Source organism: Stenotrophomonas sp. B2 (genome assembly GCF_014947095.1).
Taxonomy (GTDB): domain Bacteria; phylum Pseudomonadota; class Gammaproteobacteria; order Xanthomonadales; family Xanthomonadaceae; genus Stenotrophomonas; species Stenotrophomonas maltophilia_P.
Window position 1 is genome coordinate 23936 of the sequence record NZ_JADCQA010000005.1, and the last position, 19440, is coordinate 43375.

The window sequence follows — 19440 nt, forward strand, 5'->3', positions numbered from 1 at the left end:
GCGCCGCCGCGGTCAGGGAGGGTCAGCTGGCTTTCTTCAGCGCCCAGGTCGTACCCAGCACTTCGATCTTGCCACCGGCCTTGCGGAACGCGGCCAGGTCAGACGCGATCGAGTCGCTGCTGACCACAGTACTGGCGGCTGCACCCTTGCGTTCGCTACGGATGCTGTTGTTAGCCTTCGCGGGGGTCTTTGCCTTGCGGGGCATGGTTGCTCCTGTCAGGTGGAAGGGGAGGAAAGCGCACAGGCATCGGCCTGGCGCAGGTAATCCTGCCGCTCGCGGCGGCAGTCATCGCCGCCCATCGAAAACTGGCGGCAGATCGCCGGGCGCTGCGAATAGATCGTGCAGCGCAGGTGATAGGGATCGATCGCCGCGCACCAGCCTTCCTCGTTGCGCGCCATCACGGCCCGGCCGTGGGCGTCGCGCGCGAGGAACTGGCCGGGCACGTGGTCGCCGGGCTGCAGCAGTACCGGCAGCCGGCAACAGACCGCGTCACAACGGCGGCAGTCGATGGGTGCAGGTGCGGCGTCAGGTTGTAAGGCCACAGGGGCCTGGCGGGTGCCCAAAGCGGGTCTCGATGGCGGCTCGGGTGATGCGCGGCCATGAACGAGCCAGGAAGGCACGGCCGCAAGACCCGCGTGGCGGGCCGCGCTGCACCCGGAACACACACCGGCAGGGCCGATGGAAGGTACAGCTGTGGATCAAGCCTACCGAGGGTAGCAAACCCTGCGTAACGTTTTGTTAATCCCGGCTGGCTGCGGCCAGCGCCAGGCCTTGTACCACCCCGAGCGAGGGCTCCCCATGGACCATCCTGGCACCCGGAAAGGCCTCCGCCACGGCCTGGCGCAGGTAGCCCGCACGGGACATGCCACCGGTCAGGAACACCGCGTCCGGGTCGCCGCCGATGTCGCTGCGCACCTGGGCCAGCAGCGTGCGGATCTGTTCCAGGTAGCCATGGGCCGCACTGGCCAGGCCCTCGGCACTGCTGTCGGCGTGCAGGTCGCGGCCGATGTAGTCCAGCGTGCTGCGGTGCGTGGCAGAACTGCTCAGGGCGATCTTGGCGCGCTCGACATCACGGTACAGGCGCGCGGTGTTGCCGGTGTCCTGCAGTGCCTGCAGGCGCGGGCCCCAGGGTGCGTCGACCGCATCGTAGTTGTGCTGGCGGAAGTCGCGCTGGCGGGTCATGTCCTGCACGGTGGCGGCTTCCACGTAGTGGTGGGCGGGCACGCGGGTGATGCCACGACCGAACAGCGGCATGTAGCTGGACAGGCTCAGGGCCAGGTCGATGTCGGTGCCGCCACGGGCGATGCCCCAGGCACGGTGGATATGCGGGGGCACTGGTCCCCCCACTTCGGCATGGGCGATGTCGGTCGTGCCACCGCCGATGTCGACGATCACGGCCTGGTGCCGTGTCGCGCTTCCGGCGTGATAGTGCATCGCCGCTGCGGCAGGTTCTTCCAGGAAATCGATGCGGTCGAAGCCGGCCTGCGCCGCCGCCTCGCGCAGGATGTCCAGCGCCTGCGCGTTGCCGGCCTCGCCGATCGAGCTGCGGAACTGCACGGGGCGGCCGAGCAGGGCGGTGCGCAGCGGCTGGCCGAGCTGCGCGCTGGCGGTCAGGCGGATGTGCTCAAGGATATGCGCGGCAATGCCGGTGATGGTCTGCTTCGCGCGCGGGTGCAGGTTGTAGCCGAGCATCGACTTGGGGCTCTGCACGAGGTTGCCTTCATGCTCCTCGAAATAGGCTTCCAGCGCGTCATCGCCGTAGATCGCGTTCTGCAGCAGGTCGCTGGCGCTGCGCGCTTCGCGGGCACGGGCTTCCATCCATTCGCGGCGCAGTGCACGCAGTGCTTCGCGGCGCAGTGCCTGCGGCGGGCGCTCCTGGCCGGCAGCGCGGGCGGCACGCGCTGCGCTGTCGATCATCTGCTCCAGCGCATGCTGTTGGCTGGCATCGGGCTGGAAGTCGTCCGGATCGGGTACCACGCCTGGGAAGTAGACGCTGGTGCGGAACTGTTCGGCATCGCCGAAGCGGATCGGCAACAGGCGGCCCTCGTGCACGATGGCGGCGGCAGAATTGCTGGTACCGAAGTCGATGCCGAGGCGCATGCGGAATTCCAGGGACGGACAAGGGCCGCGCACTCTGCTGCAGTTTGCGGTCCGCTGCAAGCGCCTGCCGGCCATCTCGGGCGGGCAGGGGGAGCGGCCGCGGGAGAACGGGTGAAAAGAGCGGGCGGTTACAATGGCGGCCGTTGATTCATTTTGAGGTACTTGCAATGTCGTCCGTTCCCGCTTGTCCGCAGTGCACCCTGGAAAACACCTATGCCGATGGCGCGCTGTGGATCTGCGCCGATTGCGGCTTCGAATGGACCGCCGAGGAGGGCGCGGGGCAGGCGCTGGTCGTGCGTGACAGCAACGGCAACACCCTGCAGGCCGGCGACACCGTGACCGTGATCAAGGACCTGAAGGTCAAGGGCTCCTCGATTCCGCTCAAGCAGGGCACGGTGATCCGCAACATCCGGCTGGTCGAGGACGATGCGGAGCACATCGAAGGCAACTCGGACAAGATCAAGGGGCTGGTGCTGAAAACCTGCTTCCTCAAGAAGGCCTGACGGGCCCTCAGCGCCTGGCCTGCTGCTGCGCCCGCCAGCGGGCCAGGCTGTCCAGCTTGGCCTGGTAGCGGGCCTGCTGCGGCGCCCCGCCGAGTTCCTGGGCCCGTGTCAGTTCCTTGTCGGCGCGGGCCAGCTGGCCGGCGAGGAAGTACACCCTCGCCAGGCCGAAATGGAACTGGTGTGCGGAATCGTAGAGGCGCACGGCCCGGCGGTAGCAGCGGATGGCCTCCGCCAGGTCGCCTGCGCGTTCGGCGCGGGCCCCGAGCATGTACTGGGTAAACGGATCCTCGCGCTGCACGGCGCGCAGGCGGCGCTCCAGCTGCTGGGCTGCTGCCACCAGGCCCAACCGCCGGTAAAGCGCACTGGCGTTGTTCAGTGCCGCATCCTGACGGCCGTCCAGGCGCAACGCCATTTCCAGCGCACGACGTGCGCCGGCGGTGTCTCCCTTCCGGTTGTCCAGCACGCCCAGGTTGTTCCAGGCCGGTGCGAATCGCGCGTCCTGCGCCACCGCTGCATCGAAGAACACCCGGGCACCATCCAGATCGTCGCTGGCCATGCGTTCGGCGCCACGATTGTTGTAGAAGTGCGCCAACGCACGGGCACGGTCGATCGGCTGCGGGCCGTGGCGGTCGTACAGCACGTTGCGGTCCAGATCGACCGTGCCGAAGCGGCCGCCGACGTCGACCCCGGCATTGACGTGGCCGACGCTGTAGACCACGCCCTGGTCCTGCTCCTGATACCAGGACACCACGCTGCCGACTTCCTGCACCCGGGCCTGGATGCCGGCCTCGCGTGCCAGCGACACGAACAGCAGCGTGAATGCCAGGCAGTTGGCGCGGCGGTACTGCCAGACTTCGCCGACGGTATAGGTCGCGTCGGCGTCGTACTGCAGATCCAGTCCCTGCCGATCAAAGATCATCTCCACCAGGGCCTGCAGGCGCTGGTCGCGCGAGTGGCTGCGCGCGATCACCTGTCGGGTCAGCATCGCGCGCAGCGCCGGCGGAATCGCCAGCACTTCGTCTGCGGTCGGCACGCTCGCTGGGGCGGGGCGGTACTGAGCGGCCGGTGCGGCGGCAGGACCGTCCAGGGCGACAGCGGCCGGCGCCGCCAGCGCGAGCAGGGCGAGCAGCAGGAATCGGGTGGCAGGACGTTGCATGGCAATTCCCGGCAGCGGCGGGCGCATCCGCCTGCTGCCGAGTGTAGTCCTGCCCGTGCGCCCGTGCATCGACCGCCGGTCGGCGGCGCGGTCATCCACAGGCGATGTGGACCAGCGCTCGGCAAAGCTGTGGACAACTGTGCTCCGCCCTTGCCGGACGGCGGCTGTGAGTGCGTGGTGAATTATTGTCCAGCTTGCTGGCCGGGGCGTCTGGCAGGATCATGCCGGCATGGACTTCGCCCCGATCCCGCTCGATCCGGCGCAGTGGCAGGCGTTGCAGGACCGATATGCCACGCCGCCACGCGCGTACCATCACTTCGGCCACGTGCGCGCGGTGCTGCAGCACTGCCAGGACGTCGCCGATGGACCAGGTTGGCGGCAGCCCGCCGAGGTCTTTCTGGCCGCGCTTTACCACGATGCGGTCTACGAGGCGGGACGCAAGGACAACGAGGCACGCTCGGCGGCACTGGCCGTGCAGGCCATCGCGCAGGAGCCTGCGCTGGCGGGAATCGACGCCGCCCGCGTCGAGCAGCTGATCCTGCTGACTGCCCGTCATGGCGAACTCGGTCCTGCGGATGTCGACGTCGAAGCGGCGCTGTTCCTGGATTGCGACATGGCGATCCTGGGCGCGCCTGCACCGGTGTTCGATGCCTACGATCGTGGTGTGGCCGAGGAGTACCAGGGGGTGGTCCCGGGTTTCCTGTACCGCGCCGGCCGCCGCCGCTTCCTGCAGGGATTGCTGCGCGCACCGCGGATCTTCCTCAGCGACTTCTTCCACCAGCGCCTGGATGCCGCGGCACGCGCGAACCTGCGCCGCCGGCTGGACACCTGAGCGGGGCAGTTACACTGGCGGCCTGCATCTGCAAGGTAGCGCCGCCCACCGTGTCCGTTCCCGATCCTGATCCCCGGCCGACCGCACCGGAAGAACCTGGTCCCAACGAGTGCTGCGGCAGCGGCTGCCCGCTGTGCGTACTCGATCTGTATGCCGAAGAGCTGCAGCGTTACCGCAAGGCGTTGGCCGAATGGAAGGCGCGCCACCCGGAGGCCACGCCATGACCGGAGCGCGTCCGGCTGCGCTGCTGGCCCTGGTGGCGCTCCTGTTGTTCGTGGCGACGGCCCTGTGGACGCAGTTCGCGCGCGCTGATCTGGATTGGATGCGCGCGACCCTGAGCCTGTACCTGCACGGTCCCTGGGGTCTGGCGCTGCGCGCCGCCTACTGCCTGCTGGCGGTGGCGATCGCCGCGCTCGGCATCGCGCTCTATCGTCACAGCGTGGGGCCCCGCCGCAGCGCGGCCGCGCCGCTGCTGTTCACCGTGTCCGCCCTGGGCCTGGCGACGGTCGCCATCGGCGACAGCTGGCTGCCGCAGGCGACGCCGCTGCTGGCGCCGCTGGTGCATGGCGTGGCTGCCAACACGGCCTTCCTGTGTGCCAGCGTCGGCATGCTGCTGCAGGCGTGGTACCTGCGTCGCGAGCCGGGCTGGCAGCGCAGTGCTGCCCTGCTGTGGGGCTGGGCCTGGCTGGCCTTCGCGTTGCTGTGGCTGCATGTGCTCTGGCGTGACGGGCCGCCGCGCGGGCTGGGGCAGAAGCTGGTGATCGCCGTGATCGTCGGCTGGCTGCTCTGGCTGGCCGTCACCCTGTACCGGCGCGGTCTGGCGCGCACACGCGCCTGAACCCTGGCCGCGGGCCCGGCGAACGGCCGTGACCGGTACGTGTCGTGCACGCGGTGGCGGCGTATCGTGTGCGCATTCCACTGGGGTTGCGACATGACGCGTGCAGGGTTGGGCAGGGCGATGGGACTGGTGATGGCACTGGCGGCGTTGCCGGCGGTGGCCGCGGCATCCGTGCAGCAGGTCAGCCATGGCCGATTCGAGCAGGTGCCGGTGCATCTGCCGGCGGGAGTGCCGCAGCGGGTGGTGATCTGGTTCCACGAAGGTCCCTATGGCGCTGCCAGCCTGGCGCCGATCGAAGCACTGCGTGCCGACGGTGCGCTGGTGGCGGCGGTGGATGTGGCGCACCTGCGGGGCGTGCTTGAACGCGAAGGCGACAGCACCTGTTCGTTCGGTGCTGGCGACGTCGAGAATTTCTCGCGCTGGGTGCAGGCGTTCCTGCACCTGCCGGGATATCACCTGCCGCTGGTTGGCGGCGATGGTGAGGGTGCCGAGCTGGCCTACAGCCTGGCCGCACAGGCCGACACCCAGGTGTTCGCCGGCCTGCTGACCTCCGGCTTCTGTCCCGACCATGCCCACGAACGCATGGTCTGCGGAGACGGCGTCAAGGAGGGGCGGCTGCAACCGGCCGAACTGAACTTTCCCTGGTTGAATGCCATCGGCGATATGGGCTGCAGGGGCCAGGGAGCGGGTACGTTCGTGCAGCAGGTCGCGATGGCGCGCGGATTCAAGCGCAGCGCCCGCGGCGATGCCACGCCGGGACTGGTGGCTGCCGCGCGGGTGATCGGTGCGCAGGCCGGCATCAGCCTGGCACCGCCGCCGGCGGCGTTGAAGGGCCTGCCCGTGGTGGAAGTCCCCGCGCACGGTGACGGCGATACGCTGGCGATCTTCGTCTCCGGTGATGGCGGCTGGGCGGGACTGGACAAGGACGTGGCCTCGTCGCTGGCCGAACACGGCGTGGCCGTGGTGGGCATCGATTCGCTGCGTTATTTCTGGAGCGAACGCACGCCGGAGGGGTTTGCCGCTGACCTGCAGAAGATCATCGACCACTACCGCCAGCAATGGCGGCGCGACAAGGTGATGCTGATCGGCTTCTCGCAGGGCGCCGACGTGCTGCCGGCCACCATCAACCGGCTCGATGCCGGCAGCCGCGAAGCACTCGAGCGCATCGTGCTGCTCTCCGTGGGGCGGAAGGCCGATTTCGAGTTCCATGTCAGCAACTGGCTGGGCGGTGGCGGCGATGGCCTGCCGATCGCGCCGGAAGTGGCCAGGCTGCCGGCGGCCAAGACCCTGTGCGTCTATGGCGACAAGGATGGGGACGCGCTGTGTCCGGACCTGCCTGCGGACGATGGCGTGCGCAGGATCAAGCTGCCCGGCGACCACCATTTCGGTGGCGACTACGATCGTCTGGCCGAGGTCATCCTCAAGGGCGGCGCGTAATCAGCACACGCCTGCAGGAGCAGCGCCGGGCCATGCCCGGCGGTCGGGTGGCTCAGCCGCGGCGTGGATCCAGCGAAATCAGGCGGGTGGCGTCCAGCAGGGCTGCCGGCAGGTGCATGCCACCGGGCGCCGCCAGGTAGCGCGGGCGCCACTGCGGATCGAACTTCGACTTGAAGCGGCGCAGGCCACTGAAGCCATAGAAGCGCTCACCATGCCGTGCCAGCAGGCCGGCAAGACGATTCCAGCGGCCCGCCAGGCGATGCTGGGCCAGTCCGGACAGGGGCGCCATGCCCAGCGAGAAACGCGCATGGCCCTGCGCCCGGCCCCACAGGAACAGTTCGATGAACAGGAAATCCATCGTGCCTTTCGGCGCGTCGCTGACGTGCCGCATCAGGTCCACCGACAGCTCGGCACCGGCTGGCGCCTGCCACAGGTTGGCGAAGGCGACGATCCGACCTTCGGCCTCGACCAGCGCGACCGGGAACCGCACCAGGTAATCGGGATCGAAGCTGCCCAGCGAGAATCCTTTCTCGTCACCGGACTTGTCTTCCAGCCAGGCATTGGAGATCGCATGCAGGCGCGGCAGCAGGCTGGGGACCTCTTCCACCGGCGCCACCCGGAACGACAGGCCACTGCGCTTGCCCCGGTTCCATGCCTGGCGCAGGTCGGCGCGTTCGCGGCCTTCCAGACCGAAGTCGTGCAGCGGCACGATCGCTTCCTCGCCCAGCTTGACCAGGCCCAGGCCGAGATCCAGATAGGTCTGCCAGTAGGCTTCGCCCACCTGGTAGAACACCGGGCGCAGGCCGAGGCGGTCGGCTTCCTCACGGAAACGCCAGATCAACGCACGTGCGACCTCCGGCGGGCCGACCGGATCACCCATCGCGATCAACGAGCCGCCGTAGCGCTGCATCATCACGAAGCCCTGCCGGGCATCGTCGCGCAGCACTGCCTTGTCGGCGGTCAGCACCAGGCAGGCCTGGGTGTCGGTGGCGCTGGCCAGCACCGGTGCCAACGCCTGCAGCGTGGCTTCGTCAGCGGCCGGCAGCGGGCTGCGCGTGCTGTGCAGCAGGCGGGCGAGGCCGAACATCACCAGGGCGATGGCCACCACCAGCAGCGCACGCAGCGCACGCGGTGCGTTGCCGGACAGTGCGAACTGCCACCAGAGTTCGTTCTGGTACTCGACATGGCTGTACGTGAAGAACAGCAGCCAGGTGACCGCGACCAGGACCAGCCCCAGGTTGCGCAACCATGGCCACGACCATGCCTCATCCAGCAGCGCACCCTGGCGGTAGAACTCACGGCGTGCGGCCCACAGTGCCATCGCGACCAGTACGGCCGATACCGCGATCAACGGTTGACCGCCGCGCAGCCACAGCGGCAGCGGCGTGATCACGCAGACCGCCATCGCCAGCATCCACGCGGCGTGGCTGCGCCGGGCCAGGCCCTGGCCGATCAGCAGCAGGGCGACACCGCCAAGACTGCCGATCAGGTGCGATGTTTCCAGGATCGGCAGCGATGCATTGAGCAGATGGCGACGCGGGGTCGGCAAGGTGCCATCGATGACCAGGGCGGCGCCGATGCTGAAAGCCGCCAGCGCGATGATCTGCGGCAGCCAGGGGCGCAGCGCGTTCCAGCCGGCGCGGGTGGCGCCGGCGCTGGCCCGCAGCGGTCGCCGCAGTGCAGGCGCAAGCGCGAGCACGGTGGCCAGCAGCAGCGGCAGGACGTAGTAGGTGACGCGGTAGATCAGCGCGGCCGCCAGCACCGCCGCCGGTGCCACCTGCGGCAGCAGCTTGAGCAGGCTCCACTCGAACACGCCCAGGCCGGCCGGAACGGTCGAGACCAGGCCTGCCAGCACCGCCACCAGGTACAGGCCGACGAAGCCGGGAAGCCCGGTGGGCGTGGAGTCCGGAAGCAGCACGTAGAACGCTGCGCTGGCCAGCACCAGTTCGATCACGCTGAGCGCGGTGACGCCGAGCATGGTCAGCCGGTCGGGCAGCCACAGGGCGTGGCCGAACACACGGAACTGGTGTCCGCTGCGGCCGACCAGCAGCACCGTGGCCAGATAGGCGAGCAGGGCGGCAATGCCGACCGCGCGCACGGCGCCGGAATCCAACGGCAGCGCCAGCGCCGCCGCTGAGGGTTCCAGGCATAACGCCAGGCCGATCAACAGCCATGCACCGAACATGAAACCGAGCGTGCTCATCAGCACGACCTGGCCGATCTGGGCCAGATCCAGCCCGGCACCGCGATAGCCCCGCAGGCGCACCGCGCCGCCGGTCAAGGCCGCAAAGCCGACGGTCTGGCCCAGGGTGTGGGCGAGAAACGCGGTGATGCCGATGCGCGCGGGATGCACGCGGATGCCGCTGCGTCGCAGGCCGATGGCATCGAAGCCGATCAGGCAGGCATAACTGGCCAGGCCCAGCGTCACGGTCAGTGCGATCTGCGTTGCGCTGAGTGCATGGAACGCCTGGCGGATGGCGCGGTAGCCATGTTCGTCGAACTCGCCGGCCAGGCCATGCAGGGCCAGGGCCAGGATCAGCAGGGGAACGAAGATGGTAAGCAGCCGCTTCCAGACCGGGATGGACGGAGCGGTTGCGGGATCGGAAGGGACGGTCATCGGCGCAAGGGTGCGGCAGGGAGGGCGAGGGCGGTGTCAACGCGGGCGTGGCGCATCGTGCGCCTCTCGAAGGCATTTGAACAGCGGTGGTGCAGGAGCCCCACCCGCCGCCGGTTTGGAGGACAATGCAGGCCTGATCACCCGCAGGAGCCACGCCCATGATGGAGCGTTACGACGTCGGACCGCGCATGTCCGAAATGACCGTGTACAACAAGGTTGCCTACCTCTCCGGCCAGATTCCGGAGGACACCAGCCAGGACATCACCGGACAGACCCGGCAGGTGCTGGCCGAGATCGACAAGCTGCTGGCACTGGTGGCCAGTGATCGCCAGCATGTGCTGCGCGCGGAAGTGTTCCTGGCCGACATGGCCGACTTCGACGGCATGAACAAGGCATGGGACGAATGGGTGGTCGAGGGTGCGACCCCGGCCCGTGCCACGGTCGAAGCCAAGCTGGCACACGCCGAGTGGAAGGTCGAGATCGTGGTGACGGCGGCCGTGCCGTAACGGCGGGCGGGTGTCAGCTCCCTTTCCTGCCGGAAGGGAGCTGGCACCGCTACTGTTCCCGCAGCACGATGCAGTCCACCGGACACGGTGGAATGCACAACTCGCAGCCCGTGCACAGGTCGGCGATCACGGTATGCATGTACTTCGCGCCGCCGACAATCGCGTCCACCGGGCAGGCCTGGATGCACTTGGTGCAGCCGATGCAGTCGGCCTCGACGATCACCGCAACCTGCGGCGCCTTGTGTTCGCCGCGCGTACGATCAAACGGCAGTGCCGGCACACCCAGTACCTGGGCCAGTGCACGCGCGCCCGCATCGCCGCCCGGCGGGCAGCGGTCCACGCCCGCCTCGCCGCGCGCCATCGCCTGCGCATAGGGGCGGCAACCGTCATAGCCGCATTGTCCGCATTGCGTCTGCGGCAACAGTCGGTCCAGGCGTTCGGTCAGCGGCGGAATCAGGCTCATGCGTGGCGAAGGCTGCGCGTATGGATCATTTCAGGGGTTTGCCACGGAACCAGCGTTCGTGGGCGAGGGCCAGCATCGGCCGGTCCTCTGCGCTGTCGCCATAAGCGTGGATGCGCGTGTAACGCGACAGATCGAAACGGCGACGGATCTGCTCGACCTTGCGAGGACCGCAATCGCCGCCGTGGTAACGGCCGGTCAGGCGTCCGTCCCGGCTTTCAAGGCGGTTGCAGATCAGTTCAAGACCCAGCGTTTCGCACCAGGGACGCAGGTACAGATCCAGCGAACCGGACACGACCACCACGGTGTGCTGCTGTTCCTTGTGCCAGCGGATCTGTTCCAGCATTTCCGGGCGCACCACCTCGGGCAGGAATTCGCGCGAGAAGCCGGTGGCCAGCGCTGCGATGTCGTCGGCGTGGCGCTCGCTGAAGGTGAGGCGGGTGACGCGGGCGCGGATGCGTTCGGCCGAGATCAGTTTCAGCCGGTACGCCGCCAGCCACGGACCCACCTTCCACCACGCCTGCGCAAGCTGCTCGGCGGTGGCCACGCGGCGCAGGAAGCGGCCATAGGTATCGCAGGTGGTGACGGTATGGTCGAAGTCGAACAGCGCCAGTTCCATTCCGATGCCTCCCGTGGTGCGTCCCGTCGTTGCCGTGACCGGCGGGAGCGGCCGTGGCCGCACCCGCGCAGTGCATCAGCGGACCGGCATGCCCGGCTGCGCGCCGCTGTCGGCGTCCAGCAGCGCCAGCGCGCCACCATCGAAACCTGCCGACAGGATCATGCCTTCACTCAGGCCGAAGCGCATCTTGCGCGGGGCCAGGTTGGCGATGAACACGACGCTGCGGCCGACCAGCGCTTCCGGCTCGCCGTAGCTGGCACGGATGCCGGAGAAGATCTGCCGTTTGCCCAGTTCGCCGGCATCCAGCTCGAAGCGCAGCAGCTTGTCCGAACCCTCCACGAACTCGCACACCAGCACCTTGCCGATGCGCAGGTCGAGCTTGGCGAAGTCGTCGATGCCGATGTAGGCCGGTGCCTCGGCGCTGGCCGTTGCGGCACTGGCCGGCACGGCAGCCGCCGGCTTGGCAGCGTCGGCCTTGGCGGCGGGGGCAGCGGCGGTCGGCTGCAGGGTGTCCTTGGAGGCGTCGATCATGGCGTCAATCTTCTTCGGGTCGATACGGGTGAACAGTGGGGTGTAGTCGGCGATTCGATGGGCCAGCAGCGGCTGCGCCAGGTCGGTCCAGTCGGCCACTGGCGCGGCCAGGAACGCCTCGGCCTGGGCGGCGGTGGAAGGCAGTACCGGCTTCAGTGCGGTGACCAGTACACGGAACAGGTTCAGGCCCTGGCTGCACACGGCCTGCAGCTGCGCGTCGGCGCCTTCCTGCTTGGCGATCACCCACGGCTTGACGTCGTCGATGTAGCGGTTGGCTTCGTCGGCCAGGGTCATGGTCAGGCGGATCGCCGCCGCCGGATCGTTGCGCTCGTAGGCTTCGCGGATCGGCGCCAGGCTGTCGATGAAGCGCTGGTACTGGGCGGCATCGGGCAGCTGCGCGGCGAGCAGGCCGTCGAAACGCTTGCTGATGAAGCCGGCGCAGCGGCTGGCCAGGTTGACGAACTTGCCGACCAGATCAGCGTTGACGCGGGCAACGAAGTCACCGAGGTTCAGGTCGAGGTCGTCGACGCCACCGCCGGACTTGGCCGCGTAGTAGTAGCGCAGCGCTTCCGGTTCCAGTCCTGCATCGAGGAAGGTGCGCGCCATCACGAAGGTGCCGCGCGACTTGCTCATCTTGGCGCCGTCAACGGTCAGATAGCCGTTGACGTGCAGGCGGGTCGGCGCGCGGTGGCCGGTGCCGTGCAGCACCGCCGGCCAGAACAGGCCATGGAAATTGACGATGTCCTTGCCGATGAAGTGGTGCAGCTCGGTGGCGGTGCCGGCGCGCAGGTGGGCTTGGAAATCCTCGCCGAGCGTGCCGCACAGGGTCTGGAAGCTGGACAGGTAGCCGATCGGCGCGTCCAGCCAGACGTAGAAGTACTTGCCCGGATGGCCCGGGATCTGGAAGCCGAAGTACGGCGCGTCGCGCGAGATGTCCCACGCGCGCAGGCCGCCCTCCGCGTCCAGCCACTCCATCAGCTTGGCTTTCACCCCGGGCAGCGCGACGTCGCCGGCCAGCCATTCGCGCAGGAAGCCCTCGAAGCGGCCGACCTCGAAGAAGAAGTGCTCCGAATCCCGGATCTCGGGCGTAGCGCCGGAGATCACCGATTTCGGCTCCTTCAGATCGGTGGGGCTGTAGGTCGCGCCACAGACTTCGCAGTTGTCGCCGTACTGGTCGGCGCTGCCGCAGTTCGGGCAGATGCCCTTGATGTAGCGGTCCGGCAGGAACATGCCCTTGGCCGGGTCGTAGAACTGGGCCACCGAACGGCGGCTGATGTGGCCGGCCGCTTCCAGCTTCAGGTAGAACGCCTCGGTCAGCGCCTGGTTGGCTGCCGAATTGGTCGAATCGTAGTGATCGAAGGCCACGCCGAATTCGGCGAAATCACGTTCATGGCTGGCCTGGATGCTGGCGATGAAGGCCTCCGGGGTTACCCCGGCCTTCTCGGCTGCGAGCATGATCGGCGTGCCATGGGTGTCATCGGCGCAGACGAACCAGGTCCTGCCGCCGCTCATTCGCCGTGCACGCACCCAGATGTCGGCCTGGATGTAGCCGACCAGATGGCCCAGATGCAGCGGGCCGTTGGCGTAGGGCAGGGCGGTGGTGACGAGCGCGGTACGGGTCATGGTCGCGGGGTGAAGCCGAGGGGAACCGCAGATTATCGCATGCCCGCAACGAGGTGACCCGGCCGGGGCCGGGTCACGGGAATGCACGGACGGGCCGGTGGCTTACTCGCGTACCCAGGTCTGCGCCCGGCAGATGAAGGCGATGCAGCCGGAGACGTCCAGCTTGTTGCCACCCGGCTGCAGTTCCATCTTCGACTTGTAGGTCTTGCCGTTGGCGGGGTCGAGGATGGTGCCGCCGGACCACTTGCTGGCGCCGTCGGCCTTCAGGTTCCAGAGGATGGTCATGCCCTTCACCGGTTTGTTCCTGTTGGCACCCTCACAGCCATCGCAGACCGGGTTCGGACCCTTGTCCGAGTGCAGGATGTCCACCACCTTGCCGGACAGCGTGCCGTTGGCGGCCTGGCTGATCTCGACGATGGACTTCACCTGGCCGGTCTTGTCGTCGATGGTCTTCCAGCGGCCGGCCGCGCCATCGGCGGCCTGCGCCGAGAGCGCCGCCAGGCACAGCGGCAGCGCCAGCAGCAGGGTCTTGAAGGTCTTGCGCATGGTCCCCTCCCAGGGTTCATTCCGGCACGGTGCCGGTACACGCCGACTGTATACCCATTCGGCGGGGTATGGGGAAGGGGGTGTCGGGTCGAGCAGGTGAGTGGGGCCAGATCCTTTCCCGATGGAAAAGGGATCTGACCCCGAGCCATCAGCCGACTTCGTAGAGTTCCAGCGGCAGGCCGTCCGGGTCGGCGAAGAAGGTGAAGCGGCGGCCGGTGTATTCGTCCACGCGGACCGGTTCGCAGTCCACGCCGCAGCTGGCCAGGCGCTGGATGAATGGCTCCAGCGCGGCCACGCGGAAGGCCAGGTGACGCAGGCCCTGTGCCTCCGGGCGGCTGGGCCGGGGCGGTGGTGACGGGAACGAGAACAGTTCCAGCTGGCCGCCATCCGGCAGTGCCAGGTCCAGCTTCCACGAATCGCGCGCGGCACGGTGGTTCTCGGCCAGTACGCGCAGGCCGAGGATGCGCACGTAGAAATCCTTCGAGCGCGCGTAGTCGCTGCAGATCAGCGCGGCATGATGGATGCCCAGCAGGGCGGTCGGATCGTCGGTCATTGCAGGATGTCCAGCCAGCGCTGGGCGATCTTCAGCGCCAGCGGATAGGGTTCGGGGTCGTTGCGGTTGCTCAGCACGATCACTGTCAGATGCCGGTCCGGATAGCGCAGGATGACGTTGCGGAAGCCGATGCTTTCGCCGCTGTGCCACTGCATGCGGCCGTTGAGGCGCCAGCCGAAGCCGTAATGCGGTACGTCCGGTTCGGTGGTTGCGGTGGCCGGGCTGAACATGGCCCGCCGCGATGCGGCTGACAGCAGGCGGTCGTCGTACAGTGCGGCATCCCAGCGGGCGAGGTCGTCCAGCGAGGAATAGATGCCACCATCACCCAGCACGGCACTGGTGGTGCTCTGGTCGGTGCGCTGCCAGCGACCGTCGAGCCAGCTGTAGCCGTAGGCCCGCGCAGTGACCGTATCGACGCCGTCCTGGTGGGCGACGGTGTGGGTCATGTGCAGCGGGCCGAAGATCCGCTGCTGCAGGAAGGTGGCGAAATCCTGGCCCGACGCGCGCCCGACGATCAGCGCCAGCAGCGCATATCCGCTGTTGCTGTAGCGGTACGCAGTGCCCGGTGTGAAATCCAGCCGGTCCTCGCGTGCGAGCAGCGCCAGCACGTCCGCATCGTGCACCTGGCGGCTGTCGGCGGGGTCCATCAGGCCCTCATAGTCGGGCAGACCGCTGGTATGCGACAGCAGGTGACGGAGGGTGACGGAGGACGCCGCAGTGGGAAGTTCCGGCAGCCAGCGTCGCACTGGCTGGTCCAGGCCCAGGCGGCCCTCTTCCACCAGCAGCAGCACGGCGGCGGCGGTGAACTGCTTGCTCACCGAGGCCAGCCGGAAATTGCTGGCCGCGGTAACCGCAGTGCCATCTTCCACCACCGCCAGGCCGTACCCGCGGCGGAACACCGCCTGCCCGTCGTGCAGCACCAGTACCGCTGCTCCCGGCACCTGGCCATCGTAGGCCTGCATCAGGCCATCGATGCCCGCATCCGGCGGCATCACCGCCGGTGCGGCAGGCGCGGCCTGCGGCAGCAGGGCCAGTACGGCAGCGAACACGACGGTGGCGGGACGCATGAGGGCTCCGTGGCGATCAGGGGGCCGGCGCGGCCCCCGGCGGTTGTGACAGCCATCGTTCCATCTTCCGCTCCAGCACGTCCAGCGGCATCGAGCCGTCCTTCAGCAGTTCGGCATGGAAACGGCGCAGGTCGAATGCTGCACCCTGGCGTGCCTTGGCCTTGTCGCGCAGTGCCAGCAGGGTCGTCAGGCCGGCCACATTGGACAGCGCTTGCGCAGGCTGGGCCATGATCCGCTCCACTTCGGCATTGGCATCATCGCTGCTCATGTCCACGGTCTTCTGCAGGTAGGCGACGGCCTGCTGCTTGCTCCAGCCCTGGGCATGCACGCCGGTGTCGGCGACCACGCGCGCTGCGCGCAGCAGGCGCGAGGAGAGATAGCCGATGCGGTCGTAGGGATCGGTGTAGACGCCCAGCGTTTCCCCCAGCGTTTCCGAGTACAGGCCCCAGCCTTCGATGAAGGCCAGGTCGCCGCCGGCACGCCGGAAGCGCGGCTGCTTGGCGAGCTCCTGCTGCAGACCCAGTTGCACGTGGTGGCCGGGAATGCCTTCATGCAGGTACTGCACCGGCACGTTCCAGCGCTTGCGGCTGGGCAGGTCGCGGGTGTTCACATACAGCACCCCGGCCTCGCCGGGCTGTGTCGGCTGGTAGGAGGCCGCGGCCGCGGTGAGCGCACGCTCGGGCTCCACTGCACGGATGTCCAGGGCAGCCTTCGGCAGCGTGTCGAGCACCTGCGGCAGGCGCGTGGCGACCTGCTGCTGCACCTGGCGGTAGCGGCCGAGCAGCGCGTTGGCGTCGCCATACTGGAACTGGCGATCACTGCGCATGCTGCGCAGAAGCTTGGTCGGCGTGCCGCGCAGCTTCGCATCCTTCATCACTGCGGCGATCTGCGCCTGCAGCTCCTGCACGCGCTGTTCGCCGAGCGCATGCCATTGCGCGGGTGTCTGTTCGCTGGCCGTGGTCTGCACGATCAGGTTGGCGTACCACGCCTGGCCATTGGGCAGGGCCCCCAGACCGCTGCTGGTCCGCGTGGCCGGCAGGTACTCGGTGGCGATGAAGCCGCGCAGGGCGCGGTAGGACGGCATGATGCGCAGTTCGATCATGCGCTTGTACTCGGCACTGATGCGCGCCTTGTCCTCGGCGGAAATCGACTCCGGCATGGTCCGGATCGGCGACCAGAAGATGCTTTCCTCGGCGGTCGGCTTGATCACCGCATCCAGCTGCGGCAGCACTTTTTCCATCAGGTCGCGCGGCTGCACCACACCGGCCTTCATGCCCTGGCGCATGTTGTCGATGGCCTGGTCGAACAGCGCCGGAATGCCCAGCGAGCGGCGCGACCAGGTGTCGTAGTCCTGCACGGTATTGAACGGCTGCGCACCCGCGCCGGCACCGAGAATGGCCATGATGCTGCCGACGTTGTAGTACTGGCTGATCGGCATCATCCAGCTGGGATACGGCTCGGCGGCCAAGGTCGCGCGCGCGTCGCGCACGAAGATCTCGTAGCTCAGCAGGTCCTGGCCCTGCAGGCCGTCGCTGCCGATCTTCTCGACCTTGCCCAGCCACTCCACGGTGAAGTCATGCGACTGCTGGCGCCACGCCGCGGACAGGATGTTCGGCAGCTGGTCGTTGTAGCGGGTTTCGCCCTGGAAGGTCGCCTGCAGCGGGTTCAACCGCATCGACGCATCCCAGTATTCGTCATAGAGGCGCTCCAGCTGGACCGTTTTGGGCACAGTGCGGGCGGCGGCGACCGGGCGCGCGGGGGAGCGGGTGGCGCTGCGTGCCGGTGCGGTGGCGCGCGTGCTGGGCCGCGCCTTGGGCTTGGCCGCCGGACGGCTCTGCGTCGCAGCGGGCCGGCTGGCCTTCTTCTTCGCAGCTTCGGCCGACGGAACGGCGCTGAACAGGAACAACGCGGCAATGGCGGCGGCCAGGGCGCGGGTGGAATACGGCATCAGGAGCTTCCGTGGAACACAGACCGTGGAGCTTGCACGATCCGGCCGCGTACGGCCAGCGCGGGGGCGCAGTCAGCTGGCGCCCGCTGGGCCTTCAGTCAGCCGCGGCCGCAGCGCGAAGCGCGGCCGCGCGCTCGACACCCAGGTATCGGGTGATCGCACGGCGCATCAGGTACAGCAGGGGAATCAGGGCGATCGCAAAGCCCATCTTGTAGACGTAGTTGACGCTGCTCACCGCCAGGAACAGCGATGTCGGCCACTGCTGCGGGCCGAGCACGAAAGCGATCCAGATCACCACGAAGCTGTCCACCAGCTGCGAGACCGCGGTGGAACCGGTAGCGCGCAACCAGACGTGGCGCTCGCCGGTGGCCTGCCGGATCCTGTGGAACACGGCCACGTCGATCAGCTGGCCGAGCAGGAAGGCCACCAGCGAACCAGCAATGGTCCACATGCCCTGGCCGAACACCGCGGCGAACGCGGCCTGGTAGTCGGGCACGCCATGGGCGTTCATCGAGGTGACCCACCAGCTGGCCGGCGCCAGCGAGATCGCCGCGAAAGCGAACAGGAAGCCGTAGGCGATCAGCACCACCGCCAACCACGAGATGAAACGCACCCCGCGCTTGCCGAAGAACTCGTTGATGGTGTCGGTCATGATGAACACCACCGGCCACAGCAGTGTGCCGGCGGTGAAGCTCAACGATCCGGTCTGGCCGAACAGGTTCCAGTTCAGCGGGTCGATGCCGAGCGTGTCTTCCAGCGCGAAGATCTTCACTCCGATCAGCTCGGCCAGCACGGCATTGCCGCAGAAGAACGCGGCCAGCACGATGAACAGCAGGACCGCGCGGTCCTGCAGCGGGCGCTCGACCGGCGTCGTGCTCATTCGGTGCGTTCGCCCGCGCGGGTGAACGGCACGCTGGCTGGCGCCACAGCACCACCGGAAATGATGAAGCTCATCGCCTGGTCCACGGTCCAGTCGGTGGGTGTGAGCAGTTCCACCGGCACGATTTCAAGATAGCCGGAGGTCGGGTTCGGCGTGGTCGGCACGTACACCGCTGCCAGTTCGCGGTCGGTACCGTGTTCCTTGATCACCCGCGTGACCAGGCCGACCGACTTCATGTCGCGGTGCGGGAAGTCGATCAGCACGACGCGCTGCGTGCTGCCGGGTTCGGTCTGCAGCATGTCCAGCAGCTTCTTGGCGCTGTCGTAGATGATGCTGGCCAGCGGGATCCGCTTGATCACCGCGCCGATCCAGCGCAGCAGGCGCTGGCCGAGCACGCGGCGGCTGGCCACGCCCACGGCCAGGATCACCAGCAGCGTCGCCAGCAGCGCGATGGTGTTCTGGATCCACTCCGCGCGCACCCAGCCCAGGTAATGCGGGAAGCTGGTCGCGATCTGCTCCGACAGGGGCACCACCAGCGGGCTGGAGATGCCCGACAGCAGCACGAACACGAATTTGACCACGACCCAGGTGAGCCAGATCGGCAGCAGGGTCAGCAGGCCGGTCAGGAACAGGCGCTGCAGGGAGGGGCGGGGGACCAGGGAGGGGGCTTCGAGCGACATGGGCGCATTGTAGCGGCCAGCGCTTGCCGATGATGCGGGGGAATGCGGCCGGGATCAGCGTGCGTGCGGCTTCAGCCGCAGGTAGACCTGCTTGCGCACCTGGGCGACCACCTCGCCGCTTTCATCGACCACATCGTTGCTGAACCAGCGCAGCACTTTGCCGCCGCCGGCAGCGTCGGCGCGCAGTTCGTCCAGCAGCGCATCGTCGATGCGGAACGACGTGCGCACGGTGCCGCGCCCCGGCTTGAGGAAGTCGATCGCGCCGGCGCGGTCCCACACGTAGTAGTCGCGGCCGAGAATATGCAGCAGGCCCAGCATCCAGAACGGGTCGGTCATCGCAAACAGGCTGCCACCGAAGTGGGTGCCCACGTAGTTGCGGTTCCAGGGGCGCTGGCGCAGCTCGACGTCGATCTGCCGGTAGTCCGGGCTGACCCGGGTGACGTGGATGCCGGTGAACAGGAAGGGCGGCCACAGGTTGATGCCGAAACGGAACAGGCGGGCGTTCATGTGCATCGCGAGGACGGAGGGCGGGCCCCAAGTCTA

At 68.2% G+C, this 19440-nt stretch carries 21 protein-coding genes; 6 read left to right on the forward strand and 15 right to left on the reverse strand.

The window, feature by feature from the left end:
- Window positions 1-22: 22 nt before the first annotated feature.
- From IMX13_RS06795 to IMX13_RS06805, 3 genes are all read right to left on the reverse strand, one after another.
- Window positions 23-205, reverse strand: coding sequence for a hypothetical protein (locus IMX13_RS06795; protein WP_053519936.1), 183 nt, complete (start codon window positions 203-205; stop codon window positions 23-25).
- An 11-nt stretch (window positions 206-216) separates the two neighbouring features.
- The gene (locus IMX13_RS06800; RefSeq protein ID WP_080375345.1) at window positions 217-510 is read right to left on the reverse strand and encodes a YkgJ family cysteine cluster protein; all 294 of its coding nucleotides are present in this window, start codon (window positions 508-510) and stop codon (window positions 217-219) included.
- Between the two features lie 229 nt (window positions 511-739).
- Window positions 740-2101, reverse strand: a complete 1362-nt coding sequence (locus IMX13_RS06805; protein ID WP_065181820.1) for an Hsp70 family protein — start codon at window positions 2099-2101, stop codon at window positions 740-742.
- Between the two features lie 167 nt (window positions 2102-2268).
- Here IMX13_RS06805 and IMX13_RS06810 point away from each other — a divergent pair, with 167 nt between their 5' ends.
- Window positions 2269-2604 (forward strand): zinc ribbon domain-containing protein YjdM, encoded by a 336-nt coding sequence (locus IMX13_RS06810; RefSeq protein WP_053519938.1) that lies wholly within the window; start codon window positions 2269-2271, stop codon window positions 2602-2604.
- Window positions 2605-2611: 7 nt separating this feature from the next.
- On the opposite strand, the gene IMX13_RS06815 is transcribed toward IMX13_RS06810, so the two are convergent.
- Window positions 2612-3760, reverse strand: a complete 1149-nt coding sequence (locus IMX13_RS06815; protein WP_193396078.1) for a tetratricopeptide repeat protein — start codon at window positions 3758-3760, stop codon at window positions 2612-2614.
- Between the two features lie 229 nt (window positions 3761-3989).
- Here IMX13_RS06815 and IMX13_RS06820 point away from each other — a divergent pair, with 229 nt between their 5' ends.
- From IMX13_RS06820 to IMX13_RS06835, 4 genes are all read left to right on the forward strand, one after another.
- On the forward strand, window positions 3990-4592 hold the full coding sequence (locus IMX13_RS06820) for a hypothetical protein (RefSeq protein WP_193396079.1): 603 nt from the start codon (window positions 3990-3992) through the stop codon (window positions 4590-4592).
- Window positions 4593-4642: 50 nt separating this feature from the next.
- Entirely contained in the window at window positions 4643-4816 is a 174-nt protein-coding gene (locus IMX13_RS06825; protein WP_065174857.1) for an oxidoreductase-like domain-containing protein, read from the forward strand.
- Complete coding sequence (locus IMX13_RS06830; protein ID WP_053519940.1) at window positions 4813-5430, forward strand: DUF998 domain-containing protein; 618 nt, start codon at window positions 4813-4815, stop codon at window positions 5428-5430. Before IMX13_RS06825 ends, IMX13_RS06830 begins: the two co-directional genes overlap by 4 nt.
- A 93-nt stretch (window positions 5431-5523) precedes the next feature.
- Window positions 5524-6867, forward strand: a complete 1344-nt coding sequence (locus IMX13_RS06835; protein ID WP_227255341.1) for an AcvB/VirJ family lysyl-phosphatidylglycerol hydrolase — start codon at window positions 5524-5526, stop codon at window positions 6865-6867.
- 52 nt (window positions 6868-6919) lie between these two features.
- Here the strand turns inward: IMX13_RS06835 and mprF are convergent, their stop codons facing one another.
- A complete protein-coding gene (gene mprF / locus IMX13_RS06840) occupies window positions 6920-9484 on the reverse strand; it encodes a bifunctional lysylphosphatidylglycerol flippase/synthetase MprF (protein WP_193396080.1) in 2565 nt (854 codons plus the stop codon).
- Window positions 9485-9642: 158 nt separating this feature from the next.
- Here mprF and IMX13_RS06845 point away from each other — a divergent pair, with 158 nt between their 5' ends.
- Window positions 9643-9990 (forward strand): RidA family protein, encoded by a 348-nt coding sequence (locus IMX13_RS06845; protein ID WP_049426796.1) that lies wholly within the window; start codon window positions 9643-9645, stop codon window positions 9988-9990.
- Window positions 9991-10039: 49 nt separating this feature from the next.
- On the opposite strand, the gene rnfB is transcribed toward IMX13_RS06845, so the two are convergent.
- The 10 genes from rnfB to IMX13_RS06895 form a co-directional block, all read right to left on the reverse strand.
- Window positions 10040-10453, reverse strand: a complete 414-nt coding sequence (gene rnfB, locus IMX13_RS06850) for an Rnf electron transport complex subunit RnfB (protein ID WP_193396081.1) — start codon at window positions 10451-10453, stop codon at window positions 10040-10042.
- A gap of 25 nt (window positions 10454-10478) precedes the next feature.
- A complete protein-coding gene (locus tag IMX13_RS06855) occupies window positions 10479-11069 on the reverse strand; it encodes an HAD family hydrolase (protein ID WP_065174860.1) in 591 nt (196 codons plus the stop codon).
- Window positions 11070-11144: 75 nt separating this feature from the next.
- A complete protein-coding gene (gene metG / locus IMX13_RS06860) occupies window positions 11145-13223 on the reverse strand; it encodes a methionine--tRNA ligase (RefSeq protein ID WP_065174861.1) in 2079 nt (692 codons plus the stop codon).
- Window positions 13224-13325: 102 nt separating this feature from the next.
- A complete protein-coding gene (locus IMX13_RS06865; RefSeq protein WP_053519945.1) occupies window positions 13326-13769 on the reverse strand; it encodes a DUF2147 domain-containing protein in 444 nt (147 codons plus the stop codon).
- Between the two features lie 148 nt (window positions 13770-13917).
- Window positions 13918-14322, reverse strand: coding sequence for a VOC family protein (locus IMX13_RS06870; protein ID WP_053519946.1), 405 nt, complete (start codon window positions 14320-14322; stop codon window positions 13918-13920).
- Window positions 14319-15389, reverse strand: coding sequence for a serine hydrolase domain-containing protein (locus IMX13_RS06875; protein WP_180876106.1), 1071 nt, complete (start codon window positions 15387-15389; stop codon window positions 14319-14321). Before IMX13_RS06875 ends, IMX13_RS06870 begins: the two co-directional genes overlap by 4 nt.
- A gap of 16 nt (window positions 15390-15405) precedes the next feature.
- Entirely contained in the window at window positions 15406-17337 is a 1932-nt protein-coding gene (locus IMX13_RS06880) for a DUF885 family protein (protein ID WP_193396082.1), read from the reverse strand.
- A gap of 94 nt (window positions 17338-17431) precedes the next feature.
- On the reverse strand, window positions 17432-18217 hold the full coding sequence (locus IMX13_RS06885) for a queuosine precursor transporter (protein WP_053520127.1): 786 nt from the start codon (window positions 18215-18217) through the stop codon (window positions 17432-17434).
- Window positions 18214-18897 carry a DUF502 domain-containing protein gene (locus tag IMX13_RS06890; protein WP_053520126.1) on the reverse strand — a complete coding sequence of 228 codons (684 nt, stop codon included), beginning with the start codon at window positions 18895-18897 and terminating at the stop codon, window positions 18214-18216. The genes IMX13_RS06885 and IMX13_RS06890 overlap by 4 nt, the downstream gene beginning before the upstream one ends.
- Before the next feature lie 54 nt (window positions 18898-18951).
- Complete coding sequence (locus IMX13_RS06895; RefSeq protein ID WP_065174907.1) at window positions 18952-19404, reverse strand: DUF4442 domain-containing protein; 453 nt, start codon at window positions 19402-19404, stop codon at window positions 18952-18954.
- Window positions 19405-19440: the final 36 nt, after the last annotated feature.